The sequence below is a fragment of the Paraburkholderia tropica genome, assembly GCF_914484835.1.
GTDB classification, from domain to species: Bacteria; Pseudomonadota; Gammaproteobacteria; order Burkholderiales; family Burkholderiaceae; genus Paraburkholderia; species Paraburkholderia tropica_A.
In genome coordinates, this window is sequence record NZ_CAJZAR010000031.1 from 1 (window position 1) to 22,732 (window position 22,732).

Genomic DNA, 22,732 nt, shown 5'->3' on the forward strand with positions numbered 1-22,732 from the left:
CCGCCTTGTAGCGGATCACCGCGAGCTGGTACGCCTTCGTCGACGCATCGAGCGCGTGCTGCGCGTCGACCAGCTGCTTGTCCGCCGAACGGATCGACGACACCGTCGTCGCCACGTCCTGGAACGCGCCGATCAGCGTCTGGTTGTAGTTCGCGACGTCGAGTTCGAAGTCGGCGTAACGGCCTTTCAGCTGCGCGCGCAGTGCGCCCGCATCGAAGATCGGCAGATGCACGGCCGGGCCGATGTTCATCTGGCGGCTCGTGAAGTTGAGGAATTTGCCCCAGCCGAACGCATCGAAACCGATGCCCGCCGCGAGGTTCACGTCGGGATAGAACTCGGCTTTCGCTTCCTTGACGTCGTGCATTGCGCCTTCGACCTGCCAGCGCGCGGCGACGATGTCCGGGCGGCGCGCGATGAGATCGGCGGGCAGGTTGTCGGGCAGCGCGACGTTCGCGACCGGATTGAGCACCGGATTCGCGATCTGCAAACCACGGTCCGGGCCCTTGCCGAGCAGCGCGCCGAGCTGATAACGCACGGTCTCGATCTGGCCGTCGATCTGCGAGAGATTGGCCTGACTCGTTGCGATGTTGCCGTTCGCGGTCTGACGTTCGACGTTGGTATCGAGGCCCGCGACCACGCGGCCGTTCGTGATCGTGCCGATGGTCTTGCGGTTGTCGATCTCGTGCGCGGCGATGTCGCGCAGCGCGTAGAGCTGGGCGAGCTGGTTGTACGTGCGCGCGACGGACGCGGCGAGCGTGATGCGCGCCTGCTGCATCTCGGCTTCGGCGGCGCGCTGCGAGGACACGGCCTGCGCGAGACGCTGACGGTTCTTGCCCCAGAGGTCCAGATCCCACGACGCGCTCGCGAGCACGTTGTTTTCGCTGTACCAGCTGCCGCCGTAGGGCGGCGGGAACAGCGCGTTTTCGGAATACAGCTCGCGGGTCCACGAGTAGCTCGCGTTGGCCTTCGGATAGAGCGCCGACTTCGACGTCTCAATATAGGACGACGCTTTCGCCAGACGCGCCTGCGCCTGCGCGATGGTCGGATTGCCCTCGAGCGCTTCGTCGATCAGCTTCTGCAACTGCGGATCGCCGAACTGGCTAGCCCAGTCGAGCGCGGGCCACTGGCCACCCTGCGCCGGAATGCTCTGCGACGACTCGAACTGTTGCGGCTGGTCCAGCGTCTTGTCGCTCTTGATGCCGATGTAGTTCGCGCAGCCCGAGAGCGCAATCGCGGCAATCGCGGCCGTCACCGCGGCCCGGCAAGACAGCGCTGGCGCAAACTGGGTTTGGGATTTCATTGCTCGTCTCGTTGCGTGAGAAGGTGAGGTGATACTGGACGATGCAGCTATTTTCTTGTTTTCCGGTTTCAAATTTGCTTGCCCTGTCATGAATTGGCCGGCGGATTCTGGCCGGCTGCCGGGTTCGCGTTCTGGCTAGCATCGCAGCTATTGGCCAGAACCCGGCGCAACATGTTCTTCAGAAAGCCCACTTCTTCCGGTGTGAAACCCGCGGCGAGTGTCTCCGTCACGCTCGTGAAAATGGCCGGCATGCGGCGTGCGATCGCTTCGCCTTCGGGCGTGAGCGCGAGGCGCACGGCGCGGCGGTCTTCCGAGCTGCGCACGCGCTTGAGCAGGCCGCGCTTCTCCAGCCGGTCGACGAGACGCGTGACCGCGCTGGCGTCGATGCCGTATTCGCGCGCCAGTTCGGCCGCGAGCAGGCATTTGCCGCTCGCCACCATGAACAGCACGCTGGCCTGCTGGCTGGTGATGCCGAGCTCGGCGAGCGTGCGCTGCGTGACCATGTTCGACATGCTCGTCTTGGCACGCGCGAGCAGGTAGCCGACGCTCTCGCCGAGATCGTAATCGCGGATTTCGGGCGGCGGTACAGGGATCGGATCCGTCATGTTTCTGCTGCGACTGCAATGATTGACCAGGCAGGGATTATAGGAAACGTTAGTTGACGCGACAAGGGTTTTATTCTGCCGAGGCTGAATAACCTTTGCCGGATGGGGTCTTAATCTTGCGCGGTGGGCGTGAGAAAATTGAGATCCCGCGCAGCGCCGCTGCGGAACCCGTGAGCGTCCGACCCCGTGCCTGTTTGCACGGGTTCCGGCAGGTCACGGCGGCCCATGATGGAAAGATCGGATATGCGCCTGATCAATTCATCTGCGCGTGCTATAATTTCAGGTTCCCAAAAGTGCGCCATTGCAGCGCTGCCGAATCGAGCCTCCGGATGCGTCCGGAAGGGGCGGGCGGTGGTCGCGATGCCTCAGTTCTGGCTATGTAGCCGGCTGTGTAGCGCTCGCCCGCCCGGGCGCGCTGCCGCGCACTCTTAACTGTACCCAGGTTCCTATGTCCCGCGCCCTTCGCAACATTGCCATCATTGCCCACGTCGACCACGGCAAGACCACGCTCGTCGACCAGCTCCTCCGTCAGACCGCCACGTTCCGTGACAACCAGCAGGTCGCTGAGCGCGTGATGGACTCGAACGACATCGAAAAGGAACGTGGCATCACGATTCTTTCGAAGAACTGCGCGGTCGAGTACGAAGGCACCCACATCAACATCGTCGACACGCCGGGCCACGCCGACTTCGGCGGCGAAGTGGAACGCGTTCTGTCGATGGTCGACTCGGTGCTGCTGCTCGTCGACGCCGTCGAAGGCCCGATGCCGCAAACGCGCTTCGTGACCAAGAAGGCGCTGGCGCTCGGCCTCAAGCCGATCGTCGTCGTCAACAAGATCGACCGTCCGGGCGCGCGTATCGACTGGGTCATCAACCAGACGTTCGACCTGTTCGACAAGCTCGGCGCGACCGAAGAGCAGCTGGACTTCCCGGTCGTGTACGCGTCGGGCCTGAACGGCTACGCTTCGATGTCGCCGGATGCGCGCGAAGGCGACATGCGTCCCCTGTTCGACGCCGTGCTCAAGTACGTGCCGATTCGCGACGCCGACCCGGAAGGCGGCCTGCAGCTCCAGATCACCTCGCTCGACTACTCGGCTTACGTTGGCCGTATCGGCGTGGGCCGTATCAAGCGCGGCCGTATCAAGCCGGGCCAGCAGGTTGCCCTGCGCTTCGGCCCGGAAGGCGATGTGATGAACCGCAAGATCAACCAGGTCCTGTCGTTCAGCGGCCTGGAGCGCGTGCAGGTCGAGTCGGCTGAAGCCGGCGACATCGTGCTGATCAACGGTATCGAAGACATCGGTATCGGCGCGACCATCTGCGCGGTGGACAACCCCGAAGCGCTGCCGATGATCACGGTGGACGAGCCGACGCTCACGATGAACTTCCTCGTGAACTCGTCGCCGCTCGCCGGCAAGGAAGGCAAGTTCGTGACGAGCCGCCAGATCCGCGACCGTCTGACGAAGGAACTGAACCACAACGTCGCGCTGCGCGTGAAGGACACCGGTGACGAAACCACGTTCGAAGTCTCGGGCCGTGGCGAACTGCACCTGACGATCCTGATCGAAAACATGCGCCGTGAAGGCTACGAGCTGGCCGTGTCGCGTCCGCGCGTGGTGCTGCACGAGGTCGACGGCGTGAAGCAGGAGCCGTACGAAATGCTGACCGTGGACGTCGAAGACGCCAACCAGGGCGGCGTGATGGAAGAACTGGGCCGCCGCAAGGGCGAAATGCTCGACATGGCGTCGGACGGCCAGGGCCGCACGCGTCTCGAGTACCGCATTCCGGCGCGTGGCCTGATCGGCTTCCAGGGCGAATTCATGACGCTCACGCGCGGCACGGGCCTGATGAGCCACGTGTTCGACGCTTACGGTCCGGTCAAGGAAGGTACGCTCGGCGAGCGCCGCAACGGCGTGCTGATCTCGCAGGACGACGGCGCCGCTGTCGCCTACGCACTGTGGAAGCTGCAGGATCGCGGCCGCATGTTCGTGAAGCCGGGCGACGCGCTGTACGAAGGCATGATCATCGGTATCCATAGCCGCGACAACGACCTCGTCGTGAACCCGATCAAGGGCAAGCAGCTGACCAACGTGCGCGCCTCGGGCACCGACGAAGCCGTGCGCCTCGTTCCGCCGATCCAGATGTCGCTCGAGTACGCAGTCGAATTCATCGACGACGACGAACTCGTGGAAGTGACGCCGCAGTCGATCCGCCTGCGCAAGCGTCACCTGAAAGAGCACGAGCGTCGCCGCGCAAGCCGCGAAGCCGAGTAAAGTTTTGCTGTCGAAACTTTTTCGCGCACTGCAATGCATGTAAGAAAACAAGAAAGCCGCCGCTGTCTGGGCGGCTTTTTTGCGTCCGGCGGGGATTGCCTCGCAGTGCAGGAAGAGTCTGTTGTAAAAGTTGCAAAGTGCCGCTCAGGCCCGTGGAGCAAGGGTTTGCGTGCGGTGCTGTGTCGCATTGCATCTTATGGGGAGTATCACTTATGTGCTATCCTCCGCGGATGCATGATTTAGGTCCTTCCAAGCAGACTTGATTCGCAATCCGCTAAACGGTCAGGCCGTGGCGCGGAAGGTTGAGTAACCCGCTATTTCTCGAGAAACTCGAAGAAAGGTGAGCGTAAATGTCGGAAACGATGAAGCAATTCCAGCTGAACTCCTATCTGTTCGGCGGCAATGCTCCGTATGTCGAAGAGCTATACGAAGCATATCTTGACAACCCTGCGTCCGTTCCGGACCAATGGCGCGAATACTTCGACGCACTGCAAAACGTGCCGTCGTCGAGCGGTTCGGCCGACAGCGATGTCGCACACGGCCCGATCGTCGAGTCGTTTGCACAGCGCGCGAAAGCCAATGCATTCGTCGCCAGGGGCGGCGGCGAAGATCTCGCAACGGCACGCAAGCAGGTCTACGTTCAGTCCCTTATCGGCGCATATCGCTTCCTGGGCTCGCAATGGGCGAACCTGGATCCGCTGAAGCGTCGCGAGCGTCCGCCTATCCCCGAACTCGAACCTGCGTTCTACGACTTCACTGAAGCCGATATGGACCAGACGTTCAGCGCCACGAACCTGTATTTCGGTTTCGAGCGCGCGACGCTGCGCGAGATCGTCAAGGCGCTGCGCGACACGTACTGCGGCACGATCGGCGCCGAGTACATGTACATCAGCGACCCGGAACAGAAGCGCTGGTGGAAGGAACGCCTCGAGTCGATCCGCTCGACGCCGAACTTCACGAACGACAAGAAGAAGCACATCCTCCAGCGCCTCACGGCTGCTGAAGGTCTTGAGCGCTTCCTGCACACCAAGTACGTCGGCCAGAAGCGCTTCTCGCTCGAAGGCGGCGAATCCTTCATCGCCGCGATGGACGAAGTCGTCCGTCACGCAGGCGCGAAGGGCGTGCAGGAAATCGTCATCGGCATGGCCCACCGCGGCCGTCTGAACGTGCTGGTCAATACGCTGGGCAAGATGCCGGCGGACCTGTTCGCCGAATTCGAAGGCAAGCACGTCGACGACCTGCCGGCAGGCGACGTGAAGTACCACAAGGGCTTCTCGTCGGACGTCGCAACCGAAGGCGGCCCGGTCCACCTGTCGCTCGCGTTCAACCCGTCGCACCTCGAAATCGTCAACCCGGTGGTCGAAGGCTCGGCCAAGGCCCGTATGGAGCGCCGCGGCGACGACAACGGCCTGCAGGTGCTGCCGGTGCAGATCCACGGCGACGCGGCCTTCGCAGGCCAGGGCGTCGTGATGGAAACGCTGAACCTCGCGCAAACGCGCGGTTACGGCACGCACGGCACGCTGCACATCGTCATCAACAACCAGATCGGCTTCACGACGTCGGACCCGCGCGATGCGCGCTCGACGCTGTACTGTACCGACGTGGTCAAGATGATCGAAGCGCCGGTGCTGCACGTGAACGGCGACGATCCGGAAGCGGTCGTGCTGGCGATCCAGCTCGCGGTCGAATTCCGCATGCAGTACCACAAGGATGTTGTCGTCGACATCATCTGTTTCCGCAAGCTCGGCCACAACGAGCAGGACACCCCGGCGGTCACGCAGCCGCTGATGTACAAGACGATCGCGAAGCACCCGGGCACCCGTGCGCTTTACGCTGAGAAGCTCGTGCAGCAGGGCGTCATCTCGGCGGAAGACGGCGACAACTACGTCAAGGCGTACCGCGCCGCGATGGACGAAGGCCACCACACGGTCGACCCGGTGCTCTCGAACTACAAGAGCAAGTACGCGGTGGACTGGGTGCCGTTCCTGAACCGCAAGTGGACCGACGCAGCCGATACGGCCGTGCCGCTCGCGGAACTCAAGCGCCTCGCCGAACGCATCACCACGATCCCCGAGAACTTCAAGGTTCACCCGCTGGTCGAGCGCGTCATCAACGACCGCCGCGCGATGGGCAAGGGCGAAGCGAAGCTCGACTGGGGCATGGGCGAACACCTCGCCTACGCGTCGCTGGTCGCGTCGGGCTACGCTGTGCGCCTGACGGGTCAGGATTCGGGCCGCGGCACGTTCACGCACCGTCACGCCGTTCTGCACGACCAGAACCGCGAACGCTGGAACGACGGCACGTACATCCCGCTGCAGAACATCGCCGACAACCAGGCGAAGTTCAACGTGATCGACTCGGTGCTGTCGGAAGAAGCGGTGCTGGGCTTCGAATACGGCTACTCGACGGCTGAACCGAACACGCTCGTCGCGTGGGAAGGCCAGTTCGGCGACTTCGTCAACGGTGCGCAGGTCGTGATCGACCAGTTCATCTCGTCGGGCGAAGTGAAGTGGGGCCGCGTCTCGGGTCTCACGATGCTGCTGCCGCACGGCTACGAAGGCCAGGGCCCGGAGCACTCGTCGGCGCGTATCGAACGTTTCCTGCAACTGTGCGCCGAGCACAACATGCAGGTCGTTCAGCCGACCACGCCGGCTCAGATCTTCCACGTGCTGCGCCGCCAGATGATCCGTCTGTTCCGCAAGCCGCTGATCATCTTCACGCCGAAGTCGCTGCTGCGTCACAAGGAAGCCGTGTCGGACCTGTCCGAACTCGCGAAGGGCACGTTCCAGCCGGTCATCGGCGAAGTGGACGAGTCGATCGACGCGAAGAAGGTCAAGCGCGTGGTGGCCTGCTCGGGCCGCGTGTACTTCGACCTCGTCGCGCATCGCCGCGAAGCGAAGGCAAACGACGTCGCGATCATCCGTATCGAACAGCTCTATCCGTTCGCGCACAAGCAGTTCGAAGCGGAGCTGAAGAAGTACGACAACGCGACCGAAGTGGTGTGGGTGCAGGACGAGCCGCAGAATCAGGGCCCGTGGTTCTACATCGAGCACCACCTGAAGGAAGGCATGAAGGAAGGCATGAAGCTCGCATACAGCGGCCGTCCTGCTTCGGCCTCGCCGGCTGTCGGCTACTACGCGAAGCATTACGAACAGCAGAAGACGCTGATCGAAGGTGCGTTCGGCCGCCTGAAGGGCGCGCAGGTCGCGAAATAAGCATATGAGCTAACGAACCGGGAAGGCGTGCGAACACAGCGCGCTTTCCCGCGCTCAGATGCGCGAGCCGGTTCGTACCCAGATACGTATTCAGGAACATCAAATGGCTATTGTTGAAGTCAAGGTCCCGCAGTTCTCGGAGTCGGTGTCGGAAGGCACGATGCTGCAGTGGAAGAAGAAGCCGGGCGAAGCGATCGCTCAGGACGAAGTCGTTATCGAAATCGAGACCGACAAGGTCGTGCTCGAAGTGCCGGCGCCCGCAGCCGGCGTGCTGGCTGAAGTTCTGATCGGCGACGGCGCAACCGTCACGAGCGAACAGGTCATCGCGAAGATCGACACGGAAGGCAAGGCTGGCGCCGCAGCAGCTCCCGCAGCCGCCGCCGCTCCGGCAGCCGCACCGGCCGCCGCCGCAGCACCCGCTGCCGCAGCCGCATCGACGTCGAGCAGCAACATTGCCTCGCCCGCAGCGACCAAGCTGATGGCGGAGAAGGGTCTGGCAGGCGGCGACGTCGCCGGCACGGGCCGCGACGGCCGCATCACGAAGCAGGACGTGCTCGGCGCAGGCGCGCCGAAGGCCGCGCCCGCAGCCGCACCGGCTGGCAAGCCGGCTGCCGCCAAGCCCGCGCTGCCGCAAGTCAACGCACCGGCATCGGCCGGCAACTGGCTGAGCGACCGCCCGGAACAGCGCGTGCCGATGTCGCGTCTGCGTGCGCGTATCGCCGAGCGTCTGCTCGAATCGCAGCAAACCAACGCCATCCTCACGACGTTCAACGAAGTGAACATGGCGCCGGTCATGGATCTGCGCAACAAGTACAAGGACAAGTTCGAGAAGGAACATGGCGTGAAGCTCGGCTTCATGTCGTTCTTCGTGAAGGCTGCGGTTCACGCCCTCAAGAAGTTCCCGCTCGTGAACGCGTCGATCGACGGTAACGACATCGTCTATCACGGCTACTTCGACATCGGTATCGCCGTCGGTTCGCCGCGCGGCCTGGTGGTGCCCATCCTGCGCAACGCAGACCAGATGAGCCTCGCCGACATCGAGAAGAAGATCGCCGAATTCGGTCAGAAGGCCAAGGACGGCAAGCTCTCGATCGAAGAAATGACGGGCGGCACGTTCTCGATCTCGAACGGCGGTGTGTTCGGCTCGATGCTCTCGACGCCGATCATCAACCCGCCGCAGTCGGCGATCCTCGGCGTGCACGCGACGAAGGAACGCGCTGTGGTGGAAAACGGCCAGATCGTGATCCGCCCGATGAACTACCTCGCGATGTCGTACGACCACCGCATCATCGACGGCCGCGAAGCCGTCCTGTCGCTGGTCGCGATGAAGGACGCGCTCGAAGATCCGGCGCGCCTGCTGCTCGACCTGTAATCACAGCGTCGCTCAAGCCTCGCGTATCAAGTCTCACACTGAGCGGCGTGCGCGCGAACTCCGGAAGCCGGAGTCCGCGCGCCGCGCTCACGTATCGAAAGGATGACCATGTCCAAAGAATTTGACGTCGTCGTGATCGGCGCCGGCCCCGGCGGCTATATCGCGGCGATCCGCGCCGCGCAGCTCGGCAAGTCGGTTGCGTGTATCGAAAAGTGGAAGAACCCGGCCGGCGCGCTGAAGCTCGGCGGCACCTGCCTGAACGTGGGCTGCATTCCGTCGAAGGCGCTGCTCGCCTCGTCGGAAGAGTTCGAAAACGCCGCGCATCATCTGGGCGACCACGGCATCAGCGTCGCTGACGTGAAGCTCGACGTGTCGAAGATGCTCGCCCGCAAGGACGGCATCGTCGAGAAGATGACGAAGGGTATCGAATTCCTGTTCCGCAAGAACAAGATCACCTGGCTCAAGGGCCATGGCAAGTTCACCGGCAAGAACGACGCCGGCGTGCAGATCGAAGTCTCGGGCGAAGGCGAAACCGAAGTCGTGACGGCGAAGAACGTCATCATCGCGACGGGTTCGAAGGCGCGTCACCTGCCGGGCATGCCGGTCGACAACAAGATCATCGCCGACAACGAAGGCGCGCTGACGTTCGACTCGGTGCCGAAGAAGCTGGCCGTGATCGGCGCAGGCGTGATCGGTCTGGAACTGGGTTCGGTGTGGCGCCGTCTGGGCGCCGACGTCACGATCCTCGAAGCGCTGCCGGAATTCCTCGGCGCCGCTGACCAGTCGCTCTCGAAGGAAGCTGCGAAGCTCTTCAAGAAGCAGGGTCTCGACATTCACGTTGGCGTGAAGGTCGGCGAAGTGAAGGCGACGGACAAGAACGTCACGATCAACTACACGGACAAGGACGGCAACGCGCAAGTGCTCGAAGCCGACCGCCTGATCGTGTCGGTTGGCCGCGTGCCGAACACCGACAACCTCGGTCTCGAAGCCATCGGCCTGAAGGCCAACGAGCGCGGTTTCATCGACGTCGATGCGCATTGCGCAACGTCGGTGCCGAACGTCTACGCGATCGGCGACGTGGTGCGCGGCCCGATGCTCGCGCACAAGGCCGAAGACGAAGGCGTGCTGGTCGCAGAAGTGATCGACGGCCAGAAGCCGCACATCGACTACAACTGCATTCCGTGGGTGATCTACACCGAACCGGAAATCGCGTGGGTCGGCAAGACGGAACAGCAGCTCAAGGCCGAAGGCCGCGACATCAAGACGGGCCAGTTCCCGTTCATGGCGAACGGCCGCGCGCTCGGCATCAACAAGGCCGACGGCTTTGTGAAGATGATCGCCGACGCGAAGACCGACGAACTGCTCGGCGTGCACATCATCTCGGCGAACGCATCGGACCTGATCGCGGAAGCCGTGGTGGCGATGGAATTCAAGGCTGCCGCCGAAGACCTCGGCCGCATCTGCCATCCGCATCCGTCGCTGTCCGAAGTCATGCGCGAAGCGGCACTCGCTACCGACAAGCGCGCGCTCAACATGTAAGCGCCTGAGGCCGGGCGCGCCAGCGTTCCGGCCTTGCAGCACCTGCATCACGTACAGAGGCGGACGGGTTCGAATACCCGCCCGCCTTTACTCATTTGCGGCTCACGAAATGAACGTCACCGAATACTACGAAAACGAACTGCAGAAACGCGGTTACCAACCCGATACGGCGCAACGCGTTGCGATCGAGCGGCTGCAGCGGTGCTACGACGAGTGGGTCGAATACAAATCGCGTCGTTCGAACGCGTTCTGGAAACTCATCAACCGTCCCGATCTGCCGCGCGGCGTCTACATGTGGGGCGGGGTGGGGCGCGGCAAGAGCTTCCTGATGGACAGCTTCTACGCGGTCGTGCCGGTGCAGCGCAAGACGCGCCTGCATTTTCACGAGTTCATGCGCGAAGTGCATCGCGAACTCGAAGAACTGAAGGGCCAGGCCGATCCGCTCGACGAACTCGCGCGCCGCATCGCGAAGCGCTATCGCCTGATCTGTTTCGACGAATTCCACGTCTCGGACATCGCCGACGCGATGATCCTGTACCGCCTGCTCGACCGTCTGTTTTCGAACGGCGTGCAGTTCGTGATGACCTCGAACTACGACCCGGATCTGCTTTATCCCGATGGCCTGCATCGCGACCGCATGCTGCCCGCCATCGCGCTCATCAAGGAAAAGTTGGATGTCCTGAACGTCGACGCCGGCGTCGACTATCGCCAGCGCACGCTCGCGCAGGTCGAGGTCTATCACACGCCGCTCGGCGCCGCCGCCGACAAGGCGCTGCGTCACTCGTTCGCGCAACTGGCCGCGGTGCCCGACGAAAGCCCGATCCTGCACATCGAGAAGCGCGAACTGAAGGCGCTGCGCAAGGCCGATGGCGTGGTGTGGTTCGACTTCGCCACGCTCTGCGGCGGGCCGCGCTCGCAGAACGACTACCTCGAACTGGCGAGCCGCTTTCACGCCGTGATTCTGTCAGACGTGCCGCAGATGACGCCGCGCATGGCCTCCGAGGCGCGCCGCTTCACCTGGCTCATTGACGTGTTTTACGACCACAAGGTCAAGCTGCTGATGTCGTCGGCCGTGCCGCCCGAGGATCTCTATCCCGAAGGCCCGATGGCGAACGAGTTCACGCGCACGGTGTCGCGGATCGTCGAAATGCAGTCGAAGGAATATCTCGAAACGCCGCGCCGCATCGTCGATACGTCGCTGACCTGAGTGCTGACCGCAGTGCCGACCTGAGCGCGCGCACCCCTGCGACATCGCAAAAATAGAGTCCGAAGCGTTTTTTCAAGATTCGGACTCGTCTGATATGGCCCGCGCGGGCGAGTGGATATCGTTGGTTCAGAACCGTTCTGACCAAGGAGAACTCCATGACGCCGCATCGCGATATCACCGAGGAAGAGTGGCAACGCGTGTTGCCGCTACTGCCCGAACTGCGCCCGCGCTCCGAGCTGCGCGGCCGCCCGCTTGCCAACACCCGCTCGGTGCTCAACGGCGTGCTGTGGGTCATGTACAGCGGCGCCACGTGGTCGGCCATGCCGCGCCGCTATCCGTCCTATCAGACCTGCCATCGCCGCTTCAAGGCGTGGCACGACGAAGGCGTGCTCAAGAACGTGATGGCCGAGCTGTTCGGCCCCGAGGGCGCGGCACTGTGCGACGCCATCGAAACCCGCATGCGCAAGCACGGGAGCCGCGCCGAAAAAGCCGCGCGCGCCCAGGAAGAGGTGCCGATGCGCAATTCGCCGTTCTCGCCGGCCGCGCCCGGCGTGCCGCAGCCGTTCAGCTATCGGTCGGTGTATCGGCACACGGTTTGACGTGCGCACCAGGGTCGATCAAAAAAGGCCGCCTGATTCAGGCGGCCTTTTTCATGGTGTCGCGCGGCGCACTGTCTTACTGCTGGCGCACCCAGGTCTGCGAGCGGCCGAGCAGCGCAATGCCCATATAGCCGCGCACCACGAGCTTCTGGCCGCCATCTTCCGTGTGCATCTTGCAGCTATAGATCTTGCCGTTTTCCGGGTCGAGAATGTGGCCGCCGTCGTACTCGTTGCCGGCCTTCTTCATGCTGTCGATGATCGTCATGCCGAGGATCAGCTGGTCCTTGCGCGAATCGGTGCAGGCGGTGCAGCGGCGATCGGGCTGATCGTTCGCACCGAGTCCCTTGATGACCTTGCCGGTGAGGCCGCCGCTGCCGTCGTCGCTGATCTGCACGAGGGCTTTCGGCTGGCCGGTGTGATCGTCGATGGTCTGCCAGACGCCCACGGGCGAGCTGTCCTGCGCATGCGCGGCGGCGATGCCGCCCAGCAGCGCGCCGGCCAGCGCGAGATGACGCGCCGCGCGCGCGGCGAACGAAAGGGGGCGACCGTCGATACGGTTCATGTGTCTTCCTCCACTGATGTTTATGTGTGTGTACCGCACGCACGGCATGCAACGCGCGCAGGCACGTGCAGACGCGTGACGCGATGGCGCGCTCATGCAGTCAGGGCAGCATACGCGAAAGCGCCGCGCGCGTTTGCGAGTAGGAACTCTAGTCGGCGCGGCGCGCGCGGCACGCGGCTTGCCGCACGTGCCGTGCCTCGCGCGCCGCACGCATCTCTCACATCTCGCCCATCGCATCAGTTGAGTTGATACGAGAAAGTCGCGTTGATGCGCGGGCTGCGCGACGGGCTCTCGATCGGCGCATCGGCGAGCGCCTTCGCCACGGAGAGATCGAGGCTGTAGTACTTGCCGTCCGAGATCCGAAACCCGAACGACGCCGACGACAGCCGCGAAGGCGAGGGCGTGCCCGCATGCAGATAGACGCGCGCCATGTCGAACGAGACATAAGGCGTGATCGTTTGCAGCCACGTGCGGCCGATCTTGAACGGATGATTCAGTTCGAGCAGGAAGCCCCAGCCCGAATCGCCCGAGGCTTCGCCCGGCTGGTAGCCCGCCGCGAAGCGCTGCGCGCCGAACGAGATCTGCTCCGAAGTCGGCAGCGTGACCGCGCTGTACTGGCCCGTGACCGCCACCGAGGTGCCGAAGCCCATCGGCCAGTCGTTGGTCTGCGAGAACGACGCATTGGTGCGCACGAAATTCAGCGACACGGGGTTTTGCAGCACCACGCCCGGGATATTCGTATCGGCGCCTTTCGACGCGCCGAGGATATTGAACGCCTTCGCCACCGCGATGCTCGCCTTGCGCACCTGGCCCGTCTGCACGTCGGTGTAATCGGCTTGCAGCTGCAGCACGCGCACCTGCGAATGCGTGTCGTACTGAAAGCCGTTGATCGTGTTGTGATAGCGGTCCTCGTCGTGCGTGGCGTAGGCGCTCGCGGTGCCCACCACGCTGCGCGTGTTGCTGAGCAGCAGCGGGTAGGACAGCGAACCCGTGATCTTGTCGCTGATGACGGTGCGCTCCACGTAATTCGGCAGGCCCGGATTGTCGGCGGGATTGCCGCGATAGTGCGAGGCATCGACCTTCGCGGTGAGGCCGTCGCTCGCGATCGGCACGGCGGCGTGCGCGGCCAGATAGGTGACGTTGTCGCGGCCCTTGGGCAGCAGCGCGGACACGCTCAACTGCTCGCCGAACGGCGTCAGCCCGTTCTCGGTCAGCGTGAGCAGACCCTGCACGCCCGGATGATTGAAGTCGATGCCGGTGCTGATGTCGTACGGCTTTTGCGTGGCGTCGAGTTCGAGCGTGGTGGCGCCGTCGGTGCTCGTGGGCGGCGGCACGTTGGCCTTCACCTTGAGTCCAGGCAGCAGGCCGAGCACGTTGATATAGCGCTGGAACGTGGCCGTGCGCAGCGGCCGGTCCTCGACGATATGCGCGGCGATGGCGCGCATCTTGTCCTCGAGCTTGCCCGGCTTGCCGGTAATCGTCACGCTGCCCACATAGCCTTCGACGACCGTGATGCGCACCACGCCGCCCGCGAAATCCTGCGCGGGCACGAACGCGAACGACAGCGCGTAGCCGCGCTCCTGATAGAGCTTCGTCACGCCGTTGGCCGTCTCGATCAGCTGGCCGATCGTGATGTCGTGATTCGCGAGGGGCGCGAAACGCTGCGCGACCTCGTCGAAGGGAATCGACTTCACGCCTTCGACCTTGAACGTGGTCGGTGTGAGATGCGTGGCGAGCAACTGTTGCAGCTGAGGCGTCTGCTGCTGCACCTGCACGGTCACGTTCGGCGCCTTCTGCGGCGCGTTGATCTGCGGCAGTGCGTCGAGCGGATTGCCCCCTGCGGGGTTGCCGCCCGACGCCGGCCGGTTCTGTGGTCCTGCTTGTTGTGCTACTGCCACCCCCGTCAAGCCAGCGCTCGCCATCACCCCCAACGCGGCGAGCACGGCCCATTCTGCGACTGCGCCTTTCATCGGACTGCCCTCGGACTTGTCGGTCGGCGCGCCCGGTTTCTTTGAAGCGACCGGTGCGCGCCGCCTTTTTGTGCCGCCTTTTCGGCGGTCTGTGGCTCCCTGATTGCCTGTGTTTTTATTCCTGCGGACTCCGTACTACCTTGCCGATCTGCTTCGCATTACGCGCGCGGCTTCCCTCTCCAGACGCCGCGTCACGCGTTGCTCATGTTGCCCGATGATCGTTGCGCGTGCTACGGCAGCTTATGCAGCAAGCCGCTCAGTAGTCCCCCTGATGTACTCGTGCTGCCGGAACTGCTTGTCGAACTCGTGCTGCCGGTCGTGGCGCCCAGCGCGCCCGTCACCGTGCCGACGATCACCGTCACCGGCTGGAGCAGGGTGGTCGTGCCGCCGATGCTGCCCGCGCCGGTGCCCGCGCTGGTTCCGGTGCCGCTGCCCGATGTCGCCGAGCCGGCCGCGCCGGTCGCCGTCGAGACCACGCCGGAAAGCAGGCCGCCGACCACCGGCACGTTGCCGAGCGCGCCGGTCACCGCGCTCGTGCCGCCGGCCGTGCCCGTGAGACCCGTGACCGACGACAGCGGCGAGCCGCCCAGCCCGAGGCTCGCGATCGCCGCATTGAGCGGACCGAGCGGGCCTTGCGCGGCCGCGCCGGTCGGCGCGCCGCTGCCGACGAGCGCCGTGCTGCCGCCGACGAGACTCGTGATCAGACCCGGAATCGGCGCGGCGCCATTCGGTCCGTTCGGATTCACGAGGCCGCCCGCATTGGTGACTGTGTTGCCGAGCGCCGAGACCAGCGTGCCGACGTCGGCGCCCACCGGCGCGAGCGGGCCGAGCGCGCTGAGCGCGGCGGTCGTCGACGTGCCGCCCGTGGTCGACGAGATCGTGCTGCCGGCCGTATCGAGCGCGCCGCCGACCTTGGCGAGCAGCCCCGAAACCGGCACGCCCAGACCCGTCGTCGTGCCCACCTGCTGCGTGAGGACGCCGGCCTCGATCACGAGCGGCGTGATGGCGGTGCTGAGCGGCTGCGTGACCTGCTGGACCGGCGCGGAGGCGAGCGCGTTGCCGAGCATCTTGCCGCCCGCGTTGACGGCGTTCGCGGTCGTGTCGAGCACCGTGGCGACCGGCGTCGTGACGGGCGCGAGCGGCGCAAGCGGCCCGCTGCCGAGACCGTCGACCGTGGTGGCGACGCCCTGGACGACGCCGCTCGTCGCGCTCACGACGTTGCCGAGACCCGCGACCGTGGTGCCGACCGGATTGGCCGTCGAGCCGGTCTGGCCGAGGCCGTTCGAAACGGCGTCGGCGAGCGCGCTCGCGACGGTGCCGGTGCTCGACACCGTGCTGCCGAGGCCTTGCGTGACCTGCGAGCTGGTGCCGCCGGGCAGGGTGGTCGAGCCGATCGCATCGCCGAGATCGCTGGCCGTCTTGGCGACCGTGCTGACCACGCCGCTCGTGCCGGTCGAGCCGGTGGTGGTGCCGCCGCCCGTGTTGGTGTTGGTGTCGCCGCCGGAGCCACCCGAGCCGCCGGTGCCGGCCGTGCCGGAGGTGCCCGTCGTACCGGTTGCGCCGCCCGTGCCGCTCGACGCCGACGGCGGCGTGTAGCTGCTGCCGCCACAGGCGGCGAGGCTCAGGGCGACCACGCTCGCGGCGGCGAGGGCGGTCAGGCGCAGGCCGCGCATCAACGTGACGGCCCGCTCGTGCGAAATCGCGATGGAAAGACTGGACGTGCTGGACATAGCGCTGTCTCCTTGTTTCATCAGGGCGCTGTAACTGGCTATCGAGGCTGCAGAGCGGAGCGGCCGCTCTGCATGGGCTGATTCAGGCGCTGGGCTGGACGCTTATTTCTTCGCGCCGAGCAGACCGCCGACCAGCGACGTGACGCCGCCGAGCGGCCCGGTCGTGCCGCTGCCGCTCGTGGTGCCGCCCGTGAGCGAGGCCAGCGAGAGGCCCGGAGTGCTGTTAGCCGCACTGTTAGCCGCGCTGCCAGCTGTGCTACCGGCGCTGCTCGACGTCTTGACGCCCGCGCCGAGCGCCGCGCCCGCCGCGACGCTGCCCGTCGTGGTGGCGGCGGTGTTCAGCGTGCCGGCGACCGTATTGACGACACCCGCGACGAGGCCCGTGACCGGCGCGAGCGGGCTGCTGCTGCCGCCGGTCGCCGAGGTCAGCGTCGAGGTAACCGTGGTGAGCGCCGCCGTGACCGGCGCGAGCGGATTGGCGCCGCTGGAACCGCTGGTGATGCCGAGACCCGCGCCGATGCCGATGCCCGCGCTGCCGCCCGAACCCGTGCCGCCGGTCGTGCCACCCGTGAGGCCGCTGAGCAGGCCCGTGACCGGCGCGAGCGGATTGCTGCCGCTGCCCGACGTGCTGCCCGTCACGAGATTGCCGGCGGTGGCGACCGTCTTGCCGGTATCGGCGACGAGGTTGCCCACGCCCGAGGTGAGCGGATTGCCCGCGCCCGTCGACGCCACCAGCGCGCCGCCTTTTTCGAGGCCGCCGCCGAGCGTTTGCAGCAGGCCCGCGACCGGCGCGCCGATGCCGGTCGTATTGCCGACGGTCTGCGTCGTCGAGGCGAGCACCGACGTGATCGGCGTAATGGCCGAGCTGAGCTGCTGCGTGACTTGCTGGACCGGACCGGTCGAGAGTGCGGTCGTGAGCGTGTTGCCCGCGCCGGTGACCGCGGTGCCGAGGGTGCCGACCGCGCCGCCGAGCGGCGTGGTGACGGCGGCGAGCGGCGCGAGCGGGCCGCTGCCGAGGCTCGTCACGAGCTGGCCGGCGCTGGTGACCGCCTTGCCCGCGTCGGCGACGACGCCGCCCGTGCTCGCGACCGTCGTCCCGACCGGATTGGTGTTGGTGCTCGAACCGAGCTGGCCGAGACCGTTCGACACGCCGCTGCCGAGCGTCGAGACCGCCGCGCCGAGATTCTCGACCACGCCGCCCGCCGCCTGCGTGGTGGCTGAGCTCACGACCGGCAGCGATTGCGAGGCGATCGTGCTGCCGACGCCCGACACCGTCGAACCCAGATCGCCGACCACGGTGCCCGACACCTTCGCGACCTGGCCGACCGCATTGGCCGCGACGGCCGTGCCGCCGCTACCCGTGCCGGTGCCGCCGCTGCTGGTGTTGTCGCCGCCGCTGCCGTTCCCGCCGCCAGCGGTCGAGGTGCCGCCGCTTCCCGTTCCCGTGCCGTTCCCCGACGTGCTGTCGCTCGACGTGGTGGTGGTGCCGGAACCGCTGCCGCCGCTGCCACTGCCGCTATCGCCGCTGCCCGAGCCGCCGCTCGTGCCGCCGCTGGTCTGCAGCGAACCGTCGTTGCCGCTGCCCGTGCCGCTGCTGAGCGAGCCCGAACCGCCGCAGGCGGTCAGGGAAAGCAGCGTGGCGATGGTGGCAGCGACGGCAGTCAGGCGTGCCGCGTTCGCGATGGAATGGTTCTTCATGGTGTGCCCTCGTCTCTCGTATGGTGTGCGCGGTGTATGCGCTGCTCTGTCTGTGTTTTGTCGTGCTGCGCGACATACACTGCAACAGCTGTGCCAATGCGAGCGCGCACGCGAAAACGGCCTTCGCGGCGCAGACGTGCGTATCGTCTGATCAAGACGGCATGGGACTTTGCGCGAAGCTTTCTTCGCAGGAATCGATGTGTGGGAATGCGCGCGTTACTGTTCCCCGCGCGTTACGTCACGTAACGGCGCGCGGGCGATGTTACGAATGCCCGGGGTAACGTGACGAAGTGCTAATCGTTTTGCATATTTTCAATTCGATGAAGCATTCGAAACAGGATCAACGGCAGCTTGAAATATCGCTTGATTCACCGCGCATGAATCGTTATTTACGCATCGAAAAGTGTTTCTAGTCCTGAGTAGTTAGCGTGCGTAACGCGGTGTGTGGAAGCGCTTACCGATCGGCTCGCGGACGTTATGGTTTGCCCTGAGTGAATAAAAAAACGCCGCGTGCCGATAATGATGTTACGTAGAAACAGTGGCGTAACGGGAGATTGCGTAACGCTCACGGTTACGCTATAAAAAGCGCACTGAATAAAAATCACATACAAGCAGAGTTGAACGTGGCATACCAGATTTGATTGGGATGCTTACGATTCGGCCGCGATGTTGGCGGACTGACATGGCAGTCCGTGGACCAGATGCATCGGCGTCGTCATTTAAAAGAAATTGCAGAGACAGCCGATGCAATGCCGCGTGAGAGCGCGAGAAAAGAGAGAGGGCCGAAATGAACAAGCTGGTAAAGTTTTTTGCGCAGTCGGAGGAGGGGGTGACGGCGCTGGAATATGGGCTCATCGCCGGGCTCATTGCCGTCGTGATTGCCGCGAGCGCGACGAATCTGGGTACGCAGCTCAGCAGCGTATTCACCTACATCACGAATCAGCTGAGCACTGCGGTGCCAGCCAAGACCTGAAATAGCGCGTCGTCGCGTGGCGGCCTCGTGTCGCCGCGCCCGGTTATTCAGTTAAACGTAGCAATGGATTGTCACGCGCTGGCTTGCCAGCCCGCGTGACGTCTGTGCACGCCGATTCGCGATGAATGCATCCATCATTCCCAGCTGCGTATTCGCTGCGTGGGCGCTCGCGGTCGCGATTTGCGATCTGCGTTCGCGCCGCGTGCCGAATGCGCTCGTGATTGCCGGCCTCGTTGCCGCGCTGGTAGCCGCGTGCTGGCACGCGGGACCGGCGCATCTCGGCATTGGGCGCGCGTCGATCGCGGCGGCCATCGGGCTCGCCGCGCTCATGCCGTTCTTCGTGCTCGGCATGATGGGCGGCGCCGACGTCAAGGTGTTCGCCGCGCTCGGCGCATGGTGCGGGCTGCAGCCCTTGCTCTGGGTGTGGGTGGCCGCGAGCCTCGCCGCGCTCGTGCATGCGCTTGCGGTCATCGCGATGCGCGCGCGCTCGCATGCGTCGGCGTCGCGGCGCGTGCAGATCGTGAGCGTCGGCGCGCGGCGCGGCACGCCCTACGCGACGTGTCTGACCTTGCCTGCGCTCGCGTGGCTTGCGTTGCAGTGGATGCCGGGAGCGATGCAATGAGTGCGTGCGCAGCGAATCATGCAGCGTCGATGGCGCCCGGCGCGAAGCGTACGGCGCGTTCGAAGGGATGGATGCGATCGAAACGCCAGCGCGGCGCCGCCGCCGTCGAATTCGCCATCGCGTTTCCGCTGTTCTTTCTCGTGCTCTACGCGATCGTCACGTACAGCCTGATCTTTCTCGTGCAGCACAGCCTGACCGCAGCGTCGGCGGACGGCGCGCGCGCCGCACTCGTCTTCGTCAATGCGCAGGACACCGCTTCGGCGCTCAACGGCCGCGCGCAGGCCGCCTGCACGCGCGCGCTGCAAGGCGTGACGTGGCTCGCCACCGCGCCGACCTGCACGACCGTCGTGAGCGCCCAGCCCAGCGGCTGCACGAACAACACGGCGATGGACTGCATTCAGGTCACGCTCAGCTACCCGTGGAGCAAGAGCCCGCTCGTGCCTGCGCTGCCGATGTTCAGCGCGTTGCAGCCGACCACGCTCGCGGGCCGTGCGACGGTGCAGATCGATCCGGTGAATCTGCAATGAGCCATCCGCAACCGACCCATCGCATTCAAGGCAGCCGCTCATGGCCAATCTGACCAAAATCGCTGCAGGCTTGCTGATCGCCGCCGCGCTCCTGCTCGGCCTGTTCGCGTTCATGCTGGCGCGCCGTGCGCCGCCTGCACCGGTCGCGCCGACGCAACCGGCCGCCTCGGTGACGCAACCGCTGACGCCCGTCGTCGTGGCTGCGCGCACGCTGCCCGCAGGCCAGCTGATTCCTGCCGACGCGCTGCGCGTGCAGCCGCTGCGCACGCAGCCCGCGGGGTCGGCGAGCGACGTGCAGGTGATCGCGGGCCGCGTGCCGCTCGCCGACATCGCCGCCGATACGCCGGTGCTCGAGACGCAACTGTCGTCGAGCCTGGCGTCGTCGCTGGCGGCGGGCGAGCGCGCGGTCGCGCTGCGCGTCGACGAGAACAACGCCGTGGGCAATCAGCTGCACGCGGGCAATTACGTCGATGTGTTCTTCACGCTGCGCCGCGACGGCGCGTCGGGCGGCACGGGTAGCGCCGAAATCGATCGCACCCAGGCGCGCCTGCTGATCTCGAAGGCGCGCGTGCTGGTATTTGGGAATCCTGCCGATTCGGCGAATGGCGGCGCGGGCGGTACGCAACGCACGAACGGCTTCGGCACGCAGAACGCCACGCCGCGCACGGCGGTGCTCGCCGTGCCGCTGACCGAGGTGAACGAACTCGCGCTCGCGCAAAGCCAGGGCCAGTTGATTCTCGCGCTGCGCAATCCCACGGACAACGACGCGCTCGATCCGAACGCATTCGGTCCGCAGCCGGGCGTTCTGCGGGTGGTCGCGCACGGCACGCCGGACAATTCGACGCGCGCGGCCGCAGGCGTCGCGCTCGATCAGCTTGCGGGCGCGCAGGCGTCGCGTCAGGCCGCGCCGGTCGCGCATCGCGCGGGTGCCGGCGGCAGCGCGCGCGCGTCAGGCGGCGGGCTGGAAGTGATACGGGGCGGGCGGGCCGAAACGGTCGCCTGGTAGAGGGGGGAGTGCGGGTAGCGCGCCGCGCAAGCGTGCGTATTCGAGCTTTTTCAAGCGCATTCAAGCGTATTCAAGCGTATTCAATAGCAACGACAACACGATGACGATGAAGAGGACCCTTGCCGTGGCGCTGGCCGCATCCGTTTGCGCGGGCGGTTTCGCGCTCGCGATGTTGCCCGCGCGCGCGGCGCCGCCACTGCGCGCCAGTTCCGCCGACGCGCTGCCCGGCAGCGTCGACATCACCGTGGGCGAGCAGCGCACGCTGCCCGTTACGGGCTCGCTCACGCGCGTCGCCGTGGGCGATCCGTCGGTGGCCGACGTGCTGGTGGTGCGCGGCGACCGGCGCGGCGGCCTGCTGCTGGTCGGCAAGGGCGCGGGCACGACCAGTGTGATGCTGTGGGAAGGCGGCGTGCAGCGCAGCTTCACCGTGAACGTGACGACGCGCGCCGCGCGCGCGTTGCTCGGCGACGGCACGCCGGACGTGAAGGTGCTCGGCGGCACCGCGATCATTAGCGGCAGCGCGGCGACGATGGAGCAGCATCAGCGCGCCGTCGCGGCGGCGCAGGGCTCGCTCGGCAAAGGCGCGAAGGACGCCGACGTGCTCGACACATCGAGCATCGCGACGCGCTCGGTCGTGCAGGTCGACGTGCGCGTGATCGAATTCAGCCGCTCGGTGCTCAAGCAGATCGGCTTCAACTTCTTCCGCCAGAACAACGGTTTTTCGTTCGGATCGTTCGCGCCGACGTCGCTCACGTCCGCGTCGAACTCGAACGGCGGCACCGATATCCAGGCCTTGTCGCCGATCTCGTCGGCGTTCAATCTCGTGTTCGCCTCGGCCACGCACGGCCTGTTCGCCAACCTGAGCCTGATGGAGTCGAACAATCTCGCGCGCGTGCTCGCGGAACCGACGCTCGTCGCGCTCTCGGGACAAAGCGCGAGTTTCCTCGCGGGCGGCGAGATCCCGGTGCCGGTGCCGCAGGCGCTCGGCACCAGCTCGATCGAATACAAGCCCTATGGCATCGGTCTTTCGCTCACGCCCACGGTGCTCTCGCCGCAGCGCATCGCGCTCAAGGTCGCGCCCGAGGCGAGCCAGCTCGACTTCGCCAACGCGGTGACCATCAGCGGCGTGTCGGTGCCCGCGATCACGACGCGGCGCGCGGAAACCACCGTCGAACTCGGCGATGGCGAGAGCTTCGTGATCGGCGGCCTGATCGACCGCGAGACCGCTTCGAACGTGAACAAGGTGCCGCTGCTCGGCGATCTGCCCGTGATCGGCACCTTCTTCAAGCAGTTGAACTATCAGCAGAACGAACGGGAACTGGTGATCGTCGTGACGCCGCATCTGGTGTCGCCGCTCGCGAAGGACGCGAAGCTGCCCACCGCGCCCGGCGAACTGTCCGAGCAACGCAACGGCCACGTCTGGGGCGCGCTGCTCGGCGGCGCGGCCTCGCGCGATCCCGCACCGGGTTTTTCGCCATGAAGACCGCCGCCGGCAGGGCTACGCCGCGCCGCGCGCGGATTGCGCTGCGCGAGCAGCA

Annotated in this window: 17 protein-coding genes; 11 read left to right on the forward strand and 6 right to left on the reverse strand. The window is 65.6% G+C overall.

Annotated features, from left to right (window positions below; genetic code table 11):
* A partial coding sequence (locus tag LDO54_RS04115) for an efflux transporter outer membrane subunit (protein WP_224006792.1) occupies positions 1-1,300 on the reverse strand: 1,300 nt, incomplete at its 3' end.
* 86 nt (positions 1,301-1,386) lie between these two features.
* The gene (locus tag LDO54_RS04120; RefSeq protein WP_205996306.1) at positions 1,387-1,905 is read right to left on the reverse strand and encodes a MarR family winged helix-turn-helix transcriptional regulator; all 519 of its coding nucleotides are present in this window, start codon (positions 1,903-1,905) and stop codon (positions 1,387-1,389) included.
* 448 nt (positions 1,906-2,353) lie between these two features.
* Between LDO54_RS04120 and typA the strand changes: the two genes are divergently transcribed.
* The 6 genes from typA (at position 2,354) to LDO54_RS04150 (ending at position 12,106) form a co-directional block, all read left to right on the forward strand.
* Positions 2,354-4,174, forward strand: a complete 1,821-nt coding sequence (typA, locus tag LDO54_RS04125) for a translational GTPase TypA (RefSeq protein WP_224006796.1) — start codon at positions 2,354-2,356, stop codon at positions 4,172-4,174.
* A 350-nt stretch (positions 4,175-4,524) separates the two neighbouring features.
* Positions 4,525-7,389, forward strand: coding sequence for a 2-oxoglutarate dehydrogenase E1 component (locus tag LDO54_RS04130; RefSeq protein ID WP_224006799.1), 2,865 nt, complete (start codon positions 4,525-4,527; stop codon positions 7,387-7,389).
* Positions 7,390-7,492: 103 nt separating this feature from the next.
* The gene (gene odhB, locus LDO54_RS04135) at positions 7,493-8,761 is read left to right on the forward strand and encodes a 2-oxoglutarate dehydrogenase complex dihydrolipoyllysine-residue succinyltransferase (RefSeq protein WP_224006802.1); all 1,269 of its coding nucleotides are present in this window, start codon (positions 7,493-7,495) and stop codon (positions 8,759-8,761) included.
* 108 nt (positions 8,762-8,869) lie between these two features.
* Complete coding sequence (gene lpdA / locus LDO54_RS04140) at positions 8,870-10,300, forward strand: dihydrolipoyl dehydrogenase (RefSeq protein ID WP_224006804.1); 1,431 nt, start codon at positions 8,870-8,872, stop codon at positions 10,298-10,300.
* Between the two features lie 109 nt (positions 10,301-10,409).
* A complete protein-coding gene (gene zapE / locus LDO54_RS04145; protein ID WP_224006807.1) occupies positions 10,410-11,507 on the forward strand; it encodes a cell division protein ZapE in 1,098 nt (365 codons plus the stop codon).
* 155 nt (positions 11,508-11,662) lie between these two features.
* Complete coding sequence (locus tag LDO54_RS04150) at positions 11,663-12,106, forward strand: transposase (protein ID WP_224006809.1); 444 nt, start codon at positions 11,663-11,665, stop codon at positions 12,104-12,106.
* A gap of 76 nt (positions 12,107-12,182) precedes the next feature.
* Here the strand turns inward: LDO54_RS04150 and LDO54_RS04155 are convergent, their stop codons facing one another.
* From LDO54_RS04155 to LDO54_RS04170, 4 genes are all read right to left on the reverse strand, one after another.
* Positions 12,183-12,668, reverse strand: coding sequence for a DUF2147 domain-containing protein (locus LDO54_RS04155; protein ID WP_224006826.1), 486 nt, complete (start codon positions 12,666-12,668; stop codon positions 12,183-12,185).
* 236 nt (positions 12,669-12,904) lie between these two features.
* A complete protein-coding gene (locus LDO54_RS04160; protein ID WP_310633614.1) occupies positions 12,905-14,590 on the reverse strand; it encodes a ShlB/FhaC/HecB family hemolysin secretion/activation protein in 1,686 nt (561 codons plus the stop codon).
* Positions 14,591-14,868: 278 nt separating this feature from the next.
* Positions 14,869-16,368: a collagen-like triple helix repeat-containing protein gene (locus LDO54_RS04165; protein ID WP_436975498.1), complete on the reverse strand. Its 1,500-nt coding sequence runs from the start codon at positions 16,366-16,368 to the stop codon at positions 14,869-14,871.
* A 102-nt stretch (positions 16,369-16,470) separates the two neighbouring features.
* The gene (locus LDO54_RS04170; RefSeq protein WP_224006832.1) at positions 16,471-18,066 is read right to left on the reverse strand and encodes a collagen-like triple helix repeat-containing protein; all 1,596 of its coding nucleotides are present in this window, start codon (positions 18,064-18,066) and stop codon (positions 16,471-16,473) included.
* Between the two features lie 787 nt (positions 18,067-18,853).
* On the opposite strand from LDO54_RS04170, the gene LDO54_RS04175 reads away from it, so the two are divergent.
* From LDO54_RS04175 to LDO54_RS04195, 5 genes are all read left to right on the forward strand, one after another.
* Positions 18,854-19,039: a Flp family type IVb pilin gene (locus LDO54_RS04175; protein ID WP_224006835.1), complete on the forward strand. Its 186-nt coding sequence runs from the start codon at positions 18,854-18,856 to the stop codon at positions 19,037-19,039.
* A gap of 121 nt (positions 19,040-19,160) precedes the next feature.
* Positions 19,161-19,661, forward strand: coding sequence for an A24 family peptidase (locus LDO54_RS04180; RefSeq protein ID WP_224006838.1), 501 nt, complete (start codon positions 19,161-19,163; stop codon positions 19,659-19,661).
* Between the two features lie 71 nt (positions 19,662-19,732).
* Positions 19,733-20,188 carry a TadE/TadG family type IV pilus assembly protein gene (locus LDO54_RS04185; RefSeq protein ID WP_224006841.1) on the forward strand — a complete coding sequence of 152 codons (456 nt, stop codon included), beginning with the start codon at positions 19,733-19,735 and terminating at the stop codon, positions 20,186-20,188.
* Positions 20,189-20,228: 40 nt separating this feature from the next.
* A complete protein-coding gene (gene cpaB / locus LDO54_RS04190; RefSeq protein WP_224006844.1) occupies positions 20,229-21,194 on the forward strand; it encodes a Flp pilus assembly protein CpaB in 966 nt (321 codons plus the stop codon).
* Between the two features lie 169 nt (positions 21,195-21,363).
* Positions 21,364-22,674, forward strand: coding sequence for a type II and III secretion system protein family protein (locus LDO54_RS04195; RefSeq protein WP_224007602.1), 1,311 nt, complete (start codon positions 21,364-21,366; stop codon positions 22,672-22,674).
* Positions 22,675-22,732 lie beyond the last annotated feature (58 nt).